Here is a 14976-nt window from a genome sequence, read left to right on the forward strand (position 1 = left end):
CTCCACCTACGGTTCTCATCTGGCGGGGGATGCGCTTGGCATCGACCCGGTGGCGGAGTCACGGCAGGCCCGTAACGACGAGGGCGCTCCCGGCGAGCGTGCGCATTATATCAGCCCGTTCGCCTCGGCGTATGGTCAATAAGGCTGACGCGTTTCCCCCTCCCATCCCGTCCCGCTTGCCGGTAAGCTTTGCCCCATGAGCGCCATCTATCTCCTGCACAAGCCCTACCGCATGCTCTCCCAGTTCACCGATCGCCGCGGTAAGGGGGAAGCACCGCGTGCGACACTGGCGGACATCATCAAGGTGCCGGGCGTCTACGCTGCAGGACGGCTGGACTATGATTCAGAAGGATTGCTGCTGTTGACCGACGATGGTGCGCTGATCCAGCGCATCAGCGACCCGAGCCACAAGCAGCCCAAGACCTATCGCGTGCAGGTGGAAGGCAGCCCCGACGAGTCGGCACTGGACGCGCTGCGTCAAGGTGTCGCGCTCAGCGACGGCATGACCCGTCCAGCCAAGGTCCGGCGACTGGCCCACAGCGGCCTGGCGGAGCGCACGCCGCCGCTGGATCCGAAGCGGCATCCGTTGACGACCTGGCTGGAGCTGACCATCAGCGAAGGCCGCAACCGCCAGGTCAGGCGCATGACCGCCCATGTCGGCCACCCCACCCTGCGCCTGGTGCGCGTGGCCATCGGCCCCTGGCGCCTGGACGGACTGGCACCGGGTGAGTGGCGCCGCGAGACCCTGCACGCCCCGCGCAACACGACCCGAAGACCGCCGCACCGCAAAGGCAGAGGAGAACAACGATGAGCCGCTGGCAACCAAACGTCACCGTGGCTACCGTCGTGGAGCGCGCCGGTCGTTTTCTGATGGTGGAAGAGGCCCCCCGAGGCAGCAAGGTCACCCTGTTCAATCAGCCCGCCGGCCATCTGGAGCCCGGAGAGAGACTGAAAGAAGCCGCCCTGCGCGAACTGCGCGAGGAGACCGCCTGGCAGGTGGGCATCACCGACTATCTCGGTCTCTACGTCTACCAGACGCCGAACGGCGAAACCTTCCACAGTCACGGCTTTTTTGGCATGGCCCTGGCCCACCTGGGTAACCCGCTCGACCCCGCCATCGTCGCCGTGCACTGGCTGACCCTCGACGAGGTCGAGGAGCTCGAACGCCTGGGGCGCATGCGCAGCCCCCTGGTGCTGCGCCGCATTCGCGATGCCTTGGCCGCACGCTTCTATCCCATGGATGTGGTACACGAGATCTAATCCCTCATCAGCAGCCGATACAGCGCCGGGATCACCAGCAGCGTCAGCAGCGTCGAGGCCACCAGCCCGGAGATGATCGCCCAGGCCATCGGCGGCCACAGCGTCGATTGCGTCAGGGTCAGCGGCACCAGGCCGGCCACGGTGGTGGCGGTGGTGAGCAGCACCGGTCGCGTACGCCGGGCGACGGCCGCGATCACGGCCTCGCTCACCGACTCGCCCTGGCGCCGGTTGGCGTTCATCAGGTCGATCAGCACGATGGCGTTGTTGACCACGATGCCGACCAGCGCCACCACGCCGAGAATGGCGGTGAAGCCGAACGGCTGGCCGGTCAGCCACAGCCCCGGCACCACGCCGATGATCGCCAGCGGCAGCGTGGTCAGCACGATGAACAGCTGGCGGAAGGAGTTGAACTGGGCGAGCAGGAAGACCACCAGCAACAGGCCGCCGAACGGCAGCGTCTGGAACAGCGCGGTATTGGCATCGCCGGCGGACTCCGCTGCACCGCCGACGCTGTAGCTGACTCCGGGCGGTAGCTCGAGCGCCTCCAGGCGCGGCAGGATGTCGCCCAATACGCCATCGTAGGTCCAGCCATCCGCCACCTCCGCCAGTACCGACGTCATGCGCTGCAGGCCGCGATGCTGGATCACCGCCGGGCGCCAGGCGGGCGTCAGGTTGGCGATCTCCCCCAGCGGCAGCGAACGCCCGTCGGCCGCGGTCAGACGCAGCCCCTCGAGCCCCTCGAGGGAGAAACGCTCACCCTCCGGCGCACGCACCAGCAGCGGGGCCGGGTCGCGTCCGGCACGCCAGGCGCTGACCTCGATGCCGCGACTGGCACCGGCCAGGGCCATGGCCACGTCGTGTCGCGAGAGGCCGTACTCGGCGGCGCGGGCATCGTCGGTCTCGACCCGCAGAGTGGCCAGCCCCTCACCCAGGCGATGCCGCGCATCCCGGGCGCCCTCTGCCGCCCGCACCACACTGAGAATCGCACCAGCGGCGTCGGCCAGGGCGGCGCGGTCCTCAGCGAATACACGAATCTCCACCGGCGCTTCCAGCGGCGGTCCCTGCCCCAGCCGGCGTGCCACCACCTCGGCCTCGGGCAGCCACTCCGGCGCCACGGCTCGCACCCAGGTCATCAACGCGGGCAGGTCGTCGGCACTGTCGGCCTCCACCACCAGCCGCGCCAGGTGCGACTGGCGCGGCTGCTCGACCAGGTTGTAGTAGAAGCGCGGACCGCTGAAGCCGGCGAAACGGTGCACTGCCTGCATCGCCGGACGCGCGGCCAGCTCGGCGGCCAGCACCTCGGCCTGATAGGCGGTGTAGTCGAGGTGGGTGCCCTCGGGGAAATTGAGGTCGACGATGAGCTGGTTGCGGTCGGTGTCGGGGAAGAAGTCGTGGTCGAGCAGCGGCAGCATGGCGATGGCAGCCACCAGCAGAACGCCCGCCCCTGCCAGCACCGCCAGCGGCCAGCGCACGGCGACCCGACCGACACGCTGGCCGATGGCCTGCAGCCGCTCACGGCGTGCCGCCAGCCGGGGCTTGAGGATACCGGCGGCGAACACCGGGGTGACGAACACGGCATAGACGTAGCTCACCGCCAGGGTCAGCATCACCATGATGGGTATGGCACGGGTGAAGTCGGCGGTGTTGCCGCCGGAAAGCAGCAGCGGCACGAAAGCGGCCAGGGTGGTGCCGGTCGCCGCCAGCAAGGGCGTGGCCAGCTCCCGCACCGAGCGGGTCACGGCCTGCATGGCCGAACGCCCCTGGTCGCGGTGGTACTGGATGTTCTCGACCATCACGATGGCGTTGTCCACCAGCATGCCCAGCGCGATCACCATGCCGGCCACGGCGATCTGATGCAGCACGCCGCCGCCCATGGCGTACAGGGCCAGGGCGGAGAAGGTCACCAGCGGCACGATCACCATCACCGCGAGTCCCAGCCGCAGCCCCATGACCAGGAACAGCAGCACGCCGAGAATGGCGACCCCCAGCAGCAGCGAGAAGCCCAGCTCCGCCAGGCGTCGCTCGACCCAGTGCGGCTGGTAGAAGGTCTCCTCGATGGCGAGCGGAGCGTAGGCGGGACGCAGCTCATCCACCAGCGCGCGCAGCTGTTTGCCGAAGCGAACGGCGTTGCCGCGGTCGTTGGCGAGCACCACCCCCAGCGCCACCGCCGGGCGCCCGTCGTGCCACATGCGAGCGGTGGCGGGCTCCTGGGGTGCCAGGCTGACGTCGGTGAGTTCGCCGAGCGGCACCAGGTCGCCCTGCCGGGTGCGAATCGGGGTGGCGGCCAGCTCCTCCAGCGAACCGAACTCGGTGAGCGGATCGAGCACCAGGGAGCGCCCCGCCATCTCCAGCGTGCCACCGGGAGAGGTCAGGTTGCGCGCGGCGAGCTGGTCGCCGAGCGCCCGGGCGTCCAGTCCGGTCATCTCGGCCAGCGTATCGTCCCAGCCCACCACCACCTGCTGACCCGGGTCGGCGAGCAGGTCGATGCGAGAAACCTCCTTGAGCCGGAACAGGTCGCGGCGCAGTCGCTTGGCCGCCTCGCGTAGCTCGAGCAGATCGTCCGAGCCGGTCACCGCCAGCACGATGCCGTGAGTATCGGAATCGCGGTCGCTGATCTCCGCCTCGCCCACGCCATCGGGGAACTGCCGCCTGGCCCGATTCACGGCGATACGCACCTGCTCCCAGGCGGCATCGGTGTCGTAAACGTGCTCGTGCATCTCGATGGTGACGTGGGCCACGCCGAGACGCGCGGTACCGATGATGTCGTTGACCTCCTCGACCTGGGCCAGCTCCTCTTCGAGAGGGTTGAGCACCAGCCGCTCCACCTGTTCCGGCTCCGCGCCGGGATAGGGCACCAGCACCTGGCCGAAGCGATAGGGAAAGAAGGGGTCCTCCTGACGGTCCATCGCCACCCAGGCTGCCAGGCCCAGTAGCGCTAACAGCAGCGTGACGGTCAGGATCAAGCGTTTGTAGCGCAGCGAGGCGAGCATCCAGCTCATGGCAACACCCTCACCCGCATGCCCTCTTCCAGGCGCCCTTGCCCCGCCGTCACCACCCGGTCTCCCGGCGCCAACCCCTCGCCGTTCACCGACACCCAACCGCCGGCCAGACGCCCCGGCGTTACGGAAGCGCGTCGAATCGTGTCGTCGTCGTTCAACGCCAGCACGTAAGGCGCGCTGCCGGCGGGATCGACCACCGCCGCCAGCGGCACCCGCGTAGCCGCACGGGCGGCGATCTCGAGCTGGACCCGCACCGGCTCGCCCAGCGCCGGGGCATTCTGGACGGGAATCGCAACGATGACCGGCGCCATGCTCTCTCCCGCCCTCCCGACATGGACGACCTCCCCGGCGATACGCTGGGCGCCGAACGTCGGTACGACGCTTGCCATCTGTCCGGGTTCGAGACGAGTGGCAAGGTTCGCCGGCACGCGGATCTCAACCTCACGCTCGGCTATCCCGGCCAGACGCATGATCGGCTGGCCAGCCGTAACGAAGTCACCGGGCTCGGCGTCAAGGTCGGTCACCTCGGCGGCGAAAGGTGCGCGCAGCGTCAGCTCCTCGAGCTGCGCCTGGGCCTCGTCGCGCTGTGCCAGCGCCTGCTCGCGGGCCTGGGCCAGGGCCTCGTGCTCCGAGCGCAGCCGGTCCAGCTCCTCTTCGGCGCTGAGATTGCGCTCACGCAGGGTGCGGGCACGCTCCACGTCGCGCCCCAGCCGGCTCAGGCTGGCGTCCAGCTCACGCACCCGCGCCTCGGCCGCGGCGAACGCCGGTGCCATGGCCGGGTTGTGCAGCGTGGCCAGCGGCTCCCCCTGCTCGACCCGCTGCCCCCGTACCACGTGGCGCTCGCGCAGCACACCGCCATGCAGAAAGGCCGGGGCCGCACGTTCGCTGGCTCGCACCACGCCGGGAAAGCGATACCTCACCTCGTCCGGCACCAACTGCACCGCTTCACTGCGCACGCTGGGCAGCGGCGCCTCGACACGCTCGACCTGCGCCGGTGCCGCGTCGCAGCCCGCCAGCAGAGCTGCCGTTAGCATCAGCGAAGCCGCAAGGCTTGCACGCATCACCCTCCCCATCGCTCTTCCCTCCATCGAACGGTATTGCCTTCAAACCGGGTTGCCATCGAACCGTGTTGATTGGCCCACCCATGAACTGGCCGACCGGTCAGTTATTTGCGTAAAAAAACACTCACTCTCGCGGCGTTACGCCTTCCATGAATATCTTCAGGAAATCTTCCAGGAACGCCTCGTCGGAGCCCATGCCCGGCCAGTGCTGATGATGGCACTTGGCCTCGAACCACTGGGTACAGGTCATCACGAAGACGGCGATGACATGCGTGGGGTTGATGTCGGCCCGCAGCAGGCCGCGCAGTTGGGTCTGCCGCACCCACTCGGCCCCTGCCCCGACGAGTTGGTTGTCCAGCTCACCGCAATGGCTATCCCCCTCCAGGTGGGTCCAGGCGAATAGCCTCACCACGCCGGGGTTGTCGCGCAGAAAATGGAAATAGGCTTCCACCGAGCGGCGCAGCAGCGCGGCATCCGGCTCGCCGGCTTCCTCCAGCATGGCCATCTGGGCGGTGAAGTAGCGCTCGAAGGCGCGGTTCTTGACCGCCTCCCACAGCTGCTCCTTGCTGCCGAAGTGGTGGTGGATCAAGCTCTTGGTCACCTCGGCCGCACGTGCCAGCTCACTGAGCTTGACGGCGGAAAAGCCCTTCTCGACGAACAGCGCTTCCGCCGCCTCGAGGATGCGGGCGCGGGTCAGTTCGGGATCGCGGGTCTGGGTTTTTCGATTCATGTGCCGAAGATAGCGCTAACTGGCCGGCCGGTCAATTAGCTGGAAATGCACCGACACGTAAAAGCGTCATCCGTGCGCCAGGATGAAGACACTACAATATGTAGGGTATAATCCCCGCCCATTTGCGACCCACTCAACCCGAGAGCGCCCATGACCGCCACCTCAGGCAAGGTGATCGTCGGCATGTCCGGCGGCGTCGACTCCTCCGTTTCCGCCCTGCTGCTGCTGGAGCAGGGTTATCAGGTCGAAGGCCTGTTTATGAAGAACTGGGACGAGGACGACGGCACCGAGTACTGTACCGCCAAGGCCGACCTGGCGGACGCCCAGGCCGTGTGCGAAAAGCTCGGCATCAAGCTGCATACGGCCAACTTTGCCGCCGAGTACTGGGACAACGTCTTCGAGCACTTCCTGGCCGAATACAAGGCCGGACGCACGCCGAACCCGGACATCCTGTGCAACCGCGAGATCAAGTTCAAGGTGTTCCTCGAGTACGCCGAGATGCTCGGCGCCGAGAAGATCGCCACCGGCCACTATGTTCGTGGCGGTGTGCGCCGCGGTCGGCCGCGGCTGCTCAAGGGCATCGACCCCAACAAGGACCAAAGCTACTTCCTGCACGCCGTGCCGGAGGCCGCCATCGCCCGCACGCTGTTCCCGGTGGGCGAACTGGAGAAGCCCGAGGTACGCGCCATTGCCGAGCGCCACGGCCTGGCCACCGCACGCAAGAAGGATTCCACCGGTATCTGCTTCATCGGCGAGCGGCGTTTCCGCGACTTCCTGCAGCAGTACCTGCCGGCCCAGCCGGGCGTGATCGAGACGCCCGAGGGCGAAGTCATCGGCGAGCACATGGGACTGATGTACTACACCCTGGGCCAGCGCCAGGGGCTCGGCATCGGCGGGCTGGCCAACCACCCCGAGGCGCCCTGGTACGTGGCAGGCAAGGATCTCGAACGCAACGTGCTGGTCGCGGTGCAGGGCAAGCACCATCCGCTGCTGTATACCGATTCGCTGGCCACCGAGGCGATGGACTGGGTAGCCGGCGAGCCCCCCGCCGCCGAGGGCCGCCTTACCGCCAAGACCCGCTACCGCCAGAGCGACGTGCCGTGCCACATGCGCACGCTCCCGGATGGCGGCGTCGAGGTGCGCTTCATCGATCCCCAGCGTGCCGTCACGCCCGGTCAGTCGCTGGTGCTCTACGACGGCGAGATCTGTCTGGGCGGCGGCGTGATTCGCGACATCTGGAATGCCGAGGAGACCGGCGCATGAACACCACTCCCATTCATCGCGCTCCCGACACCCCCGCCGCGCGCCAGGCGCTGGCACTGGCCGGCGTGTTCCAGGCCGCCAGTCTGGTCGACGAGCTGGCCCGCACCGGACAGGTCGAGCCGCGCCCCTGGGAAACCCTGATTCGCGCTACGCTGGACACCGACCCGGAAAGCTTCGAGGCGATCTACGGCGGTCACCCCAACAACCTGCGCCGCGGGCTCGAGGTGCTCGAAGCCGTGGTCGGGCGCCGTCAGGCCAATCCGGTGGTGCTGCGCTACGGCTTCTCGCTACTGCTGCTGATGAGCAAGCTGCGCAGCGACAACGCCATGATGAGCACCCTCGGCCAGCACCTCAGCCGTATCCAGGGCCAGGCCGAGCACTTCGGCGCCACCCACGAGAACGTCGTCGCCAGCCTCGGTGAGGCCTATCAGGAGACGCTCTCGACCCTGAAGACCCGCATCGTGGTACAGGGCGACCCCTCGATGCTGCAAAGCCGCATGATGCCCGAACGGGTACGCGCCATTTTGCTCGCCGGCATCCGCTTCGCCCTGCTCTGGCACCAGCAGGGCGGCCGCCGCTGGAGGCTCGTACTCCAGCGCGGCGCCCTCAAGAACGCCCTGGACCAGCTGAGCTGACCCCTTTTCCTACACGTACCGGACCATGACCATGCAAGCCGCTTCCCTGCCCCTCACCGCTCTTACCGCCCTCTCTCCCGTCGACGGCCGCTACGGCAACAAGGCCGAGAGCCTGCGTGAACACTTCAGCGAGTTCGGCCTGATCCGCGCCCGCGTGATCGTCGAGATTCGTTGGCTGCAGCGCCTCGCCGAGCAGGGCGGTATCGTCGAGGTACCGCCGCTCTCAGCCGAGGCCACCGCCTTTCTCGAAGCCATGATTCGCGACTTCTCGCTGGCCGACGCCGAGCGCATCAAGGAGATCGAGCGCACCACCAACCACGACGTCAAGGCGGTGGAGTACTTCATCAAGGAGAAGATCGTCGAGCAGCCGGAGCTGCACGCCATCACCGAGTTCGTGCACTTCGCCTGCACCAGCGAGGACATCAACAATCTCTCCTACGGCGTGATGCTTGCCGACGGCCTGAAGACACTGCTGCCGGTGATGCAACGGGTCGCCGACGAGATCGCCAAGCTGGCCCATGCGCACGCCGCCCTGCCGATGCTCTCGCGCACCCATGGCCAGACAGCCAGCCCCACCACCCTGGGCAAGGAGATGGCCAACGTCGCCTATCGCCTGCGTCGCCAGCTCGCCCAGATCGAGAACGTCGAGATCCTCGGCAAGATCAACGGTGCGGTGGGCAACTACAACGCTCACCTGGCCACCTATCCGGACGTGGACTGGGAGGCCAACGCGCGCACTTTCGTCGAGGGCCTGGGGCTGACCTTCAACCCCTACACCACCCAGATCGAACCCCACGACTACATCGCCGAGCTGTTCGACGCCGTGTGCCGCTTCAACACCGTGCTGATCGACTTCGACCGCGACGTGTGGGGCTACATTTCATTGGGCTACTTCAAGCAGAAGACCGTCGAGGGCGAGATCGGCTCCTCGACCATGCCGCACAAGGTCAACCCCATCGACTTCGAGAACTCCGAGGGCAACCTGGGCCTGGCCAATGCGGTGCTCGGCCATCTGGCGCAGAAGCTGCCCATCTCCCGCTGGCAGCGCGACCTCACCGACTCCACCGTGCTGCGTAACCTGGGCGTCGGCCTGGCTTACGGCCTGATCGCCTATGAAGCGGCGCTCAAGGGCATCGGCAAGCTCGAGGCCAACCCGGCGCGCCTGGCCGAGGATCTCGACGCCAGTTGGGAGGTGCTCGCCGAGCCGATCCAGACGGTGATGCGTCGCTACGGCATCGAGAAGCCCTACGAAAAGCTCAAGGAGCTGACCCGCGGCAAGCGCATCGACCAGGCCGGCTTTGCCGCCTTCATCGACACGCTGGAACTGCCGGCCGAGGTGAAGACCGAGCTCAAGGCGCTGACGCCAGCCAACTACATCGGCAACGCCGAGGCCCAGGCCCGCCGGCTGTGAGCCGGCCGGCAACGCACAGGAGGCGCCATGGTCAAGCTGACCAAGATCTACACCCGTACCGGCGACAAGGGCGACACCGGCCTCGGCGACGGCACCCGCGTGGCCAAGCACGACCTGCGCGTGGAAGCCTTCGGCACGGTGGATGAGACCAACGCCACCCTCGGCCTGGCCCAGCTCCACGCCGAAGGCGAGCTCGCCGAGGTGCTGAGCCGGGTGCAGAACGACCTGTTCGACGTCGGCGCCGATCTGTGCACGCCGGAGCAGGAGAATCCGCCGTGCCCGCCGTTGCGGGTCACGGCTGGCCAGGTCGAGTATCTGGAAGCGCGCATCGACGCCTACAACGCCGAGCTCGCCACCCTGCGCTCGTTCATCCTGCCGGGCGGTACGCCGCTTGCCGCCCACCTGCACCTGGCCCGCACCGTGACCCGCCGCGCCGAGCGTGCGGTCACGGCGCTGATGACGGAGCAGCCGGTCAATCCCGAGGTGCTGCGCTACCTCAACCGCCTCTCCGATCTGCTGTTCATCCTCGCGCGGCGGGCCAACGGCAACGGCGAGCGCGATGTGCTGTGGGTGCCCGGCGCCAACCGCTGAGCCTCACACAACGCAATACGCTACCATGACGCTTTACCGCAGGGTCGCCCATGGCGCCCTGCGGCTCTTCGTGCCATCTGCCGGATAGCGAGACACCATGCCAAGCGACGCCCCTCTCAGCCTGCTGGGCGGCCTCACCGCCGCCGAGTTCCTGCGCGATTACTGGCAGCGCAAGCCGCTGCTGATCCGCGGTGCCTTTGTCGACTTCGAAAGCCCCCTGGACCCCGACGAACTGGCCGGGCTCGCCTGCGAAGAGGGCGTCGAGGCCCGGCTGGTGGAAGAGGACGGCCCCGACGGCCCCTGGCAGGTCAGCCACGGCCCCTTCGAGGAGGCCGTGTTCGGCGAGCTGCCCGAGCGCGACTGGACTCTGCTGGTACAAGCGGTGGATCACTACGTGCCCGAAGTGGCCGAACTGCTCGAGCACTTCGACTTCCTGCCGCGCTGGCGGCTCGACGACATCATGATCAGCTATGCTCCGCCGGGCGGCAGCGTCGGCCCCCATGTCGACCAGTACGATGTATTTCTGCTCCAGGGCCTGGGTCGGCGACGCTGGCAGCTGGGCGGCAGGGTGCCCGACGACGCGCCGATCATCTCTGGCATCGACCTGCGCATTCTCGAGAGCTTCACGGTGGAACCGGGCGACGACTGGGTGCTGGAGCCCGGCGACATGCTCTATCTGCCGCCGGGCTGGGCGCACCACGGCGTCAGCCAGTCCGACGACTGCATGACCTACTCGGTAGGCTTTCGCGCGCCCTCGGCGGACGAGGCGGTCACCTCCTTCGCCGACTTCATCGGCGAAGGGCTGCCGCCCTCGCTGCGCTACGCCGATGCCGGCATGCCCCCACCCTCCGACCCGGCGGAGCTCGACGATGCCGCACTCGAGCGCATGCGCCGGCTGATCCTCGCCACCCTGGACGATCCGCGCCAGCTAGCCCAATGGTTCGGCCGGGTAATGACCCAGCCCAAGTACGTCGACCAACTGGTACCCAGCGACACCCCGACGGACGTCGATGAGCTTGTCGCTCTACTACAGGAAGGCGAGGAGCTGCTACGAAGTCCCGGCTCACGCTTCGCCTGGCGCGCCCTGGATGACGACACCGCCACCCTGTTCGCCGACGGCGACGGCATCGCCTGTGCGCTGCCGCTGGCACGCGCCGTGGCCAGCGACGAGCCCCTGAATGCGGAACTGCTGGCCCATGAGGGCGCCGCCGAGCTACTCGCCGCCCTGTACGATGCCGGCAGCCTGACCTGGGCCGAGGAAGAGTGAAAGCAAGCGGAAAGTGAAAGCAAGCGGAAAGTGAAAGCAAGCGGAAAAGGAGTGCTAACGTGAAGGAGCGGATCGAGATTCGCGAAGGCAGTTGGGCCGAGCTTGGCGATGTCGCCGGCGAAATCCGTCGTATCGTATTCATCGAGGAGCAGCAGGTGCCCCGCGAAGAGGAGTGGGACGGGCGCGACGACGAGTGCCGCCACTTCCTCGCGCTGCACGACGCCTCGCCGTTGGGCACCGCCCGGCTGCTGCCCGACGGCCACATCGGCCGGGTCGCCGTGCTACGCGAGGCGCGCGGCCTGGGTATCGGCGCGGCGCTGATGCAGGCCGCCATCGCCTCGGCCCGCCGCCTGGGCCACCCCCAGGTCGAACTGGCCGCCCAGACTCACGCCCTCGCCTTCTATGAAAACCTCGGCTTCACAGCCTATGGCGAAGTTTTCCTCGACGCCGGCATACCGCACCGCAACATGCGCCTTTCCCTGATCGACTAAACCCCCTCCTCCACATTGGAAAAGGCGAAATTCGACTACAGGATTCAGGCGTAAAGCCATGCTCTTGTAGTCGAACTACAACCCTCCCTGCCCCCAAGTGATGATTGTGAAGCTCAGTCTTCATGCGGCATAGTGATACCAAGGCGAAGTTAAAACGATCGTTCGATAACGTTTGCAATGTGTCGAAAACAGTAAGCGTCTTAACGTTCAGCTGAGTTCGACCAACGCCGTAGAGACAAGCAGGACGTTCTGGTTGACTCTGACATGACTTCGCAGGTGCAGCATAGGCCGGACAGCCCGGTCGAATGCCGCCAACTGACGAGGCAGCGAGCGCCGCCGCATGGCAATCGACGCCGAAGACCCCACCTCAGATCGGAAGGATGGCAACATGTCATACAAAGACGACATCAAGGCACTGGCTCAACTGCGTGAAGCCCAGCAAGGCAAGTGGGCCAGCATCAGCCCCGAGAATGCCGCCCGCATGCGTGCCCAGAACCGCTTCAAGACCGGTCTGGACATTGCCAAGTACACTGCCAAGATCATGCGCGAAGACATGGCCGCCTACGATGCCGACAGCTCCCAGTACACCCAGTCGCTGGGCTGCTGGCACGGTTTCATCGGCCAGCAGAAGCTGATTTCGATCAAGAAGCACTTCGGCACCACCAAGCGTCGCTACCTCTACCTCTCCGGCTGGATGGTCGCCGCCCTGCGCTCCGAGTTCGGCCCGCTGCCCGACCAGTCCATGCACGAGAAGACCTCCGTTTCGAGCCTGATCGAAGAACTCTATACCTTCCTGCGTCAAGCCGATGCCTGGGAACTGAACCACCTGTTCCGCGACCTGGAAGAAGCCCAGAAGGCAGGCGACAAGGCGAAAGCCGAAGAATTGATCGCCAAGATCGACAATCACGAGACCCACGTGGTGCCGATCATTGCCGACATCGATGCCGGTTTTGGTAACGCCGAGGCCACTTACCTGCTGGCCAAGCAGATGATCGAAGCGGGCGCCTGCTGTATTCAGCTCGAGAACCAGGTCTCCGACGAGAAGCAGTGCGGCCACCAGGACGGCAAGGTCACCGTGCCCCACGAAGACTTCCTGGCCAAGATCAATGCCGTGCGCTACGCCTTCCTCGAGCTGGGCGTGGACGACGGCGTGATCGTCGCGCGTACCGACTCTCTGGGCGCCGGCCTGACCCAGAAGATCGCCGTGACCAAGGAGCCGGGCGACCTGGGCGACCAGTACAACAGCTTCCTCGATGGCGACGAAATCACCTCGGCTTCCGACATCGACAACGGCGACGTGGTGATCAAGCAGAACGGCAAGCTGGTCAAGGTCAAGCGTCTGGCTTCCGGCCTCTATCAGTTCAAGCCCGGTACCGGTGAAGACCGCGTGGTGCTCGACTGTATCACCAGCCTGCAGAACGGCGCCGACCTGCTGTGGATCGAGACCGAGAAGCCCCACGTCGGTCAGATTGCCAACATGGTCAACCGCATCCGCCAAGTGGTGCCGGACGCCAAGCTGGTCTACAACAATTCGCCCTCCTTCAACTGGACGCTCAACTTCCGTCAGCAGGTATTCGATGCCTGGGAGAAGGAAGGCAAGGATGTCTCGGCCTACGACCGCGCCAACCTGATGAGCGCCGAGTACGACGACACCGAGCTTGGCATGCTGGCCGACGAGTGGACCCGCAACTTCCAGCGCGACGCTGCCCGCGAAGCCGGCATCTTCCACCACCTGATCACGCTGCCGACCTACCACACCGCCGCCCTGTCCACCGACAACCTGGCCAAGGGCTACTTCGGCGCCGAGGGCATGCTGGCCTACGTGGCGGGCGTACAGCGCCGCGAGATCCGCGAGGGCATCGCCACGGTCAAGCATCAGGACATGGCCGGCTCCAACATCGGCGACGACCACAAGGAGTTCTTCCACGGCGAGGCGGCACTCAAGGCCGGCGGCAAGGACAACACCATGAACCAGTTTGGCTGAGCATGGCGCTGCGGTAGAACGACTGGAACCCTTGGGAGGCCTCGCGCCTCCCTTTTTTCGTTGCGCCATCCGGCGAGCCGCCTGCACTTGCACAATATTTACCCCTTTTTCTGCTGCTGTGAGCGGCACTTGCAGCATTGGGCTATGGTCAAATGCAACATGAATGGCTAAGCTAGCCAGTTAGCAAACAGTGTTTCTCTAAACAATGGCAAAGACGATCCCCAAAGTGACATCGGCTTGCCCTCAGGAGGTGTACATGAAGCGTCTTCTTCCCGTGCTGGCTCTCGGCATGCTGACCCTGGCCGGCTGTGCCAACACCTCGACCATGGGCGGCGATGTCTACCGCGGCACCCAGGCCGGGACTTCCCAGACCGTGACGTTCGGCAACATCACCGCACTGCGCCAAGTGCAGATTCAGGCCGACAGCCGCGCGGGCGGGATCATCGGCACCGGCGGTGGTGCCGTGGTCGGTGGCCTGCTCGGTCGTCAGGTGGGCGGTGGTTCCGGTCGGCAGCTGGCTACCGCAGCCGGCGTGATCGGTGGCGCCGTGGCGGGTAGCGCCATCGAAGAGTCGACCAACCGTGTTCGCGCCTGGGAAATGGAGATCCGCCGCGACGACGGTCAGAACGTGGTGATCGTGCAGAAAGCCGACCGCCCGTTCCAGGTCGGCCAGCGGGTGCGCATGATCGGCAGCGGCGCCAATGTCACCGTAGCCCCCTACTGACAGCTCGAGACAGCCAGTCCAAGGTTCTTTCTTAACGCCCTTTCTCAACGTAAAACGCAACGAGCCCGCGGCATCGCCGCGGGCTCGTTGCGTTCGATGAGAAATTAGTGGAAGTTGGCCCGGCCCATAGCCCAACACACCAGCTTCCAGGCGATAAAGCCCAGCAGAGCGATCACGATCAGGGTCAGCAGCATGTCGATGGGACGCACCAGCGTGGTGGCCCCCAGTACGGCAAGTGCCACGCTCCACACCCAACGGTTGCCGTCATCGCTCTTGATGACACGAGGCACCACCTTGTTCAAAGCAGCGCTGACGGTCGCCTCCCACAGCTTGATGCTGAAGAACAGAATAAGGGCAAAGGCAATCAGCCAGATCACGATTTCGGTCATGGGCACGGCTCCAATCAAGGTTGATAGAAATGGGACGGAAATTTTGGGTCACGCTAGGGTAGCCGCGAGGCTCATGCCGCGCAACTCGACATAAGAGCGTGAACGGAACTCAGGTCGAGCCGGCCAAAGCTGAAAAAACCGCATCCCCCCTGACAGCTCCGGCCTCGCGCG

14 protein-coding genes are annotated in these 14976 nt (G+C 66.1%); 10 read left to right on the top strand and 4 right to left on the bottom strand.

All coding sequences use genetic code 11. The features are described 5' to 3' along the window. The first annotated feature begins 196 nt into the window (after positions 1 to 196). Together HOP58_RS05155 and HOP58_RS05160 are read left to right on the top strand one after the other, a co-directional pair. Complete coding sequence (locus tag HOP58_RS05155) at positions 197 to 811, top strand: pseudouridine synthase (RefSeq protein WP_234259735.1); 615 nt, start codon at positions 197 to 199, stop codon at positions 809 to 811. Beyond that, positions 808 to 1260, top strand: a complete 453-nt coding sequence (locus tag HOP58_RS05160) for an NUDIX hydrolase (RefSeq protein ID WP_234259736.1) — start codon at positions 808 to 810, stop codon at positions 1258 to 1260. The genes HOP58_RS05155 and HOP58_RS05160 overlap by 4 nt, the downstream gene beginning before the upstream one ends. Here HOP58_RS05160 and HOP58_RS05165 read toward each other — a convergent pair. The 3 genes from HOP58_RS05165 to HOP58_RS05175 form a co-directional block, all read right to left on the bottom strand. Beyond that, positions 1257 to 4259, bottom strand: a complete 3003-nt coding sequence (locus tag HOP58_RS05165; RefSeq protein ID WP_234259737.1) for an efflux RND transporter permease subunit — start codon at positions 4257 to 4259, stop codon at positions 1257 to 1259. The two genes, HOP58_RS05160 and HOP58_RS05165, sit on opposite strands and share 4 nt — an antisense overlap. Beyond that, a complete protein-coding gene (locus HOP58_RS05170; protein WP_234259738.1) occupies positions 4256 to 5320 on the bottom strand; it encodes an efflux RND transporter periplasmic adaptor subunit in 1065 nt (354 codons plus the stop codon). Before HOP58_RS05170 ends, HOP58_RS05165 begins: the two co-directional genes overlap by 4 nt. A gap of 124 nt (positions 5321 to 5444) precedes the next feature. Beyond that, the gene (locus HOP58_RS05175; protein WP_234254226.1) at positions 5445 to 6050 is read right to left on the bottom strand and encodes a TetR/AcrR family transcriptional regulator; all 606 of its coding nucleotides are present in this window, start codon (positions 6048 to 6050) and stop codon (positions 5445 to 5447) included. A 150-nt stretch (positions 6051 to 6200) separates the two neighbouring features. Between HOP58_RS05175 and mnmA the strand changes: the two genes are divergently transcribed. The 8 genes from mnmA (at position 6201) to HOP58_RS05215 (ending at position 14416) form a co-directional block, all read left to right on the top strand. Continuing rightward, positions 6201 to 7313, top strand: coding sequence for a tRNA 2-thiouridine(34) synthase MnmA (mnmA, locus tag HOP58_RS05180; protein ID WP_234254227.1), 1113 nt, complete (start codon positions 6201 to 6203; stop codon positions 7311 to 7313). Further along, complete coding sequence (hflD, locus tag HOP58_RS05185) at positions 7310 to 7948, top strand: high frequency lysogenization protein HflD (RefSeq protein WP_010627805.1); 639 nt, start codon at positions 7310 to 7312, stop codon at positions 7946 to 7948. The genes mnmA and hflD overlap by 4 nt, the downstream gene beginning before the upstream one ends. 46 nt (positions 7949 to 7994) lie before the next feature. Next, on the top strand, positions 7995 to 9359 hold the full coding sequence (gene purB, locus HOP58_RS05190) for an adenylosuccinate lyase (protein WP_234259764.1): 1365 nt from the start codon (positions 7995 to 7997) through the stop codon (positions 9357 to 9359). A 27-nt stretch (positions 9360 to 9386) separates the two neighbouring features. Beyond that, complete coding sequence (locus HOP58_RS05195; RefSeq protein ID WP_234259739.1) at positions 9387 to 9950, top strand: cob(I)yrinic acid a,c-diamide adenosyltransferase; 564 nt, start codon at positions 9387 to 9389, stop codon at positions 9948 to 9950. Positions 9951 to 10047: 97 nt separating this feature from the next. Continuing rightward, on the top strand, positions 10048 to 11217 hold the full coding sequence (locus tag HOP58_RS05200) for a cupin domain-containing protein (RefSeq protein ID WP_234259740.1): 1170 nt from the start codon (positions 10048 to 10050) through the stop codon (positions 11215 to 11217). 59 nt (positions 11218 to 11276) lie between these two features. Next, positions 11277 to 11708, top strand: coding sequence for a GNAT family N-acetyltransferase (locus HOP58_RS05205; protein ID WP_234259741.1), 432 nt, complete (start codon positions 11277 to 11279; stop codon positions 11706 to 11708). A 388-nt stretch (positions 11709 to 12096) separates the two neighbouring features. Then, entirely contained in the window at positions 12097 to 13692 is a 1596-nt protein-coding gene (locus HOP58_RS05210; protein ID WP_234259742.1) for an isocitrate lyase, read from the top strand. A gap of 256 nt (positions 13693 to 13948) precedes the next feature. Continuing rightward, positions 13949 to 14416: a glycine zipper 2TM domain-containing protein gene (locus HOP58_RS05215; RefSeq protein WP_010627798.1), complete on the top strand. Its 468-nt coding sequence runs from the start codon at positions 13949 to 13951 to the stop codon at positions 14414 to 14416. 104 nt (positions 14417 to 14520) lie between these two features. On the opposite strand, the gene HOP58_RS05220 is transcribed toward HOP58_RS05215, so the two are convergent. Continuing rightward, positions 14521 to 14805: a hypothetical protein gene (locus tag HOP58_RS05220; RefSeq protein ID WP_010627797.1), complete on the bottom strand. Its 285-nt coding sequence runs from the start codon at positions 14803 to 14805 to the stop codon at positions 14521 to 14523. Positions 14806 to 14976: the final 171 nt, after the last annotated feature.

This window comes from Halomonas sp. MCCC 1A11062, from assembly GCF_021404355.1.
Lineage (GTDB): Bacteria > Pseudomonadota > Gammaproteobacteria > Pseudomonadales > Halomonadaceae > Halomonas > Halomonas aerodenitrificans.

Coding starts and splice junctions, on each gene's coding strand:
- HOP58_RS05160 (WP_234259736.1), top strand. CDS start 808: ATGAGCCGCTGGCAACCAAACGTCACCGTGGCTACCGTCGTGGAGCGC.
- HOP58_RS05195 (WP_234259739.1), top strand. CDS start 9,387: ATGGTCAAGCTGACCAAGATCTACACCCGTACCGGCGACAAGGGCGAC.
- HOP58_RS05210 (WP_234259742.1), top strand. CDS start 12,097: ATGTCATACAAAGACGACATCAAGGCACTGGCTCAACTGCGTGAAGCC.
- HOP58_RS05165 (WP_234259737.1), bottom strand. CDS start 4,259: ATGAGCTGGATGCTCGCCTCGCTGCGCTACAAACGCTTGATCCTGACC.
- HOP58_RS05215 (WP_010627798.1), top strand. CDS start 13,949: ATGAAGCGTCTTCTTCCCGTGCTGGCTCTCGGCATGCTGACCCTGGCC.
- mnmA (WP_234254227.1), top strand. CDS start 6,201: ATGACCGCCACCTCAGGCAAGGTGATCGTCGGCATGTCCGGCGGCGTC.
- HOP58_RS05220 (WP_010627797.1), bottom strand. CDS start 14,805: ATGACCGAAATCGTGATCTGGCTGATTGCCTTTGCCCTTATTCTGTTC.
- HOP58_RS05170 (WP_234259738.1), bottom strand. CDS start 5,320: ATGCGTGCAAGCCTTGCGGCTTCGCTGATGCTAACGGCAGCTCTGCTG.
- HOP58_RS05155 (WP_234259735.1), top strand. CDS start 197: ATGAGCGCCATCTATCTCCTGCACAAGCCCTACCGCATGCTCTCCCAG.
- hflD (WP_010627805.1), top strand. CDS start 7,310: ATGAACACCACTCCCATTCATCGCGCTCCCGACACCCCCGCCGCGCGC.
- HOP58_RS05200 (WP_234259740.1), top strand. CDS start 10,048: ATGCCAAGCGACGCCCCTCTCAGCCTGCTGGGCGGCCTCACCGCCGCC.
- HOP58_RS05175 (WP_234254226.1), bottom strand. CDS start 6,050: ATGAATCGAAAAACCCAGACCCGCGATCCCGAACTGACCCGCGCCCGC.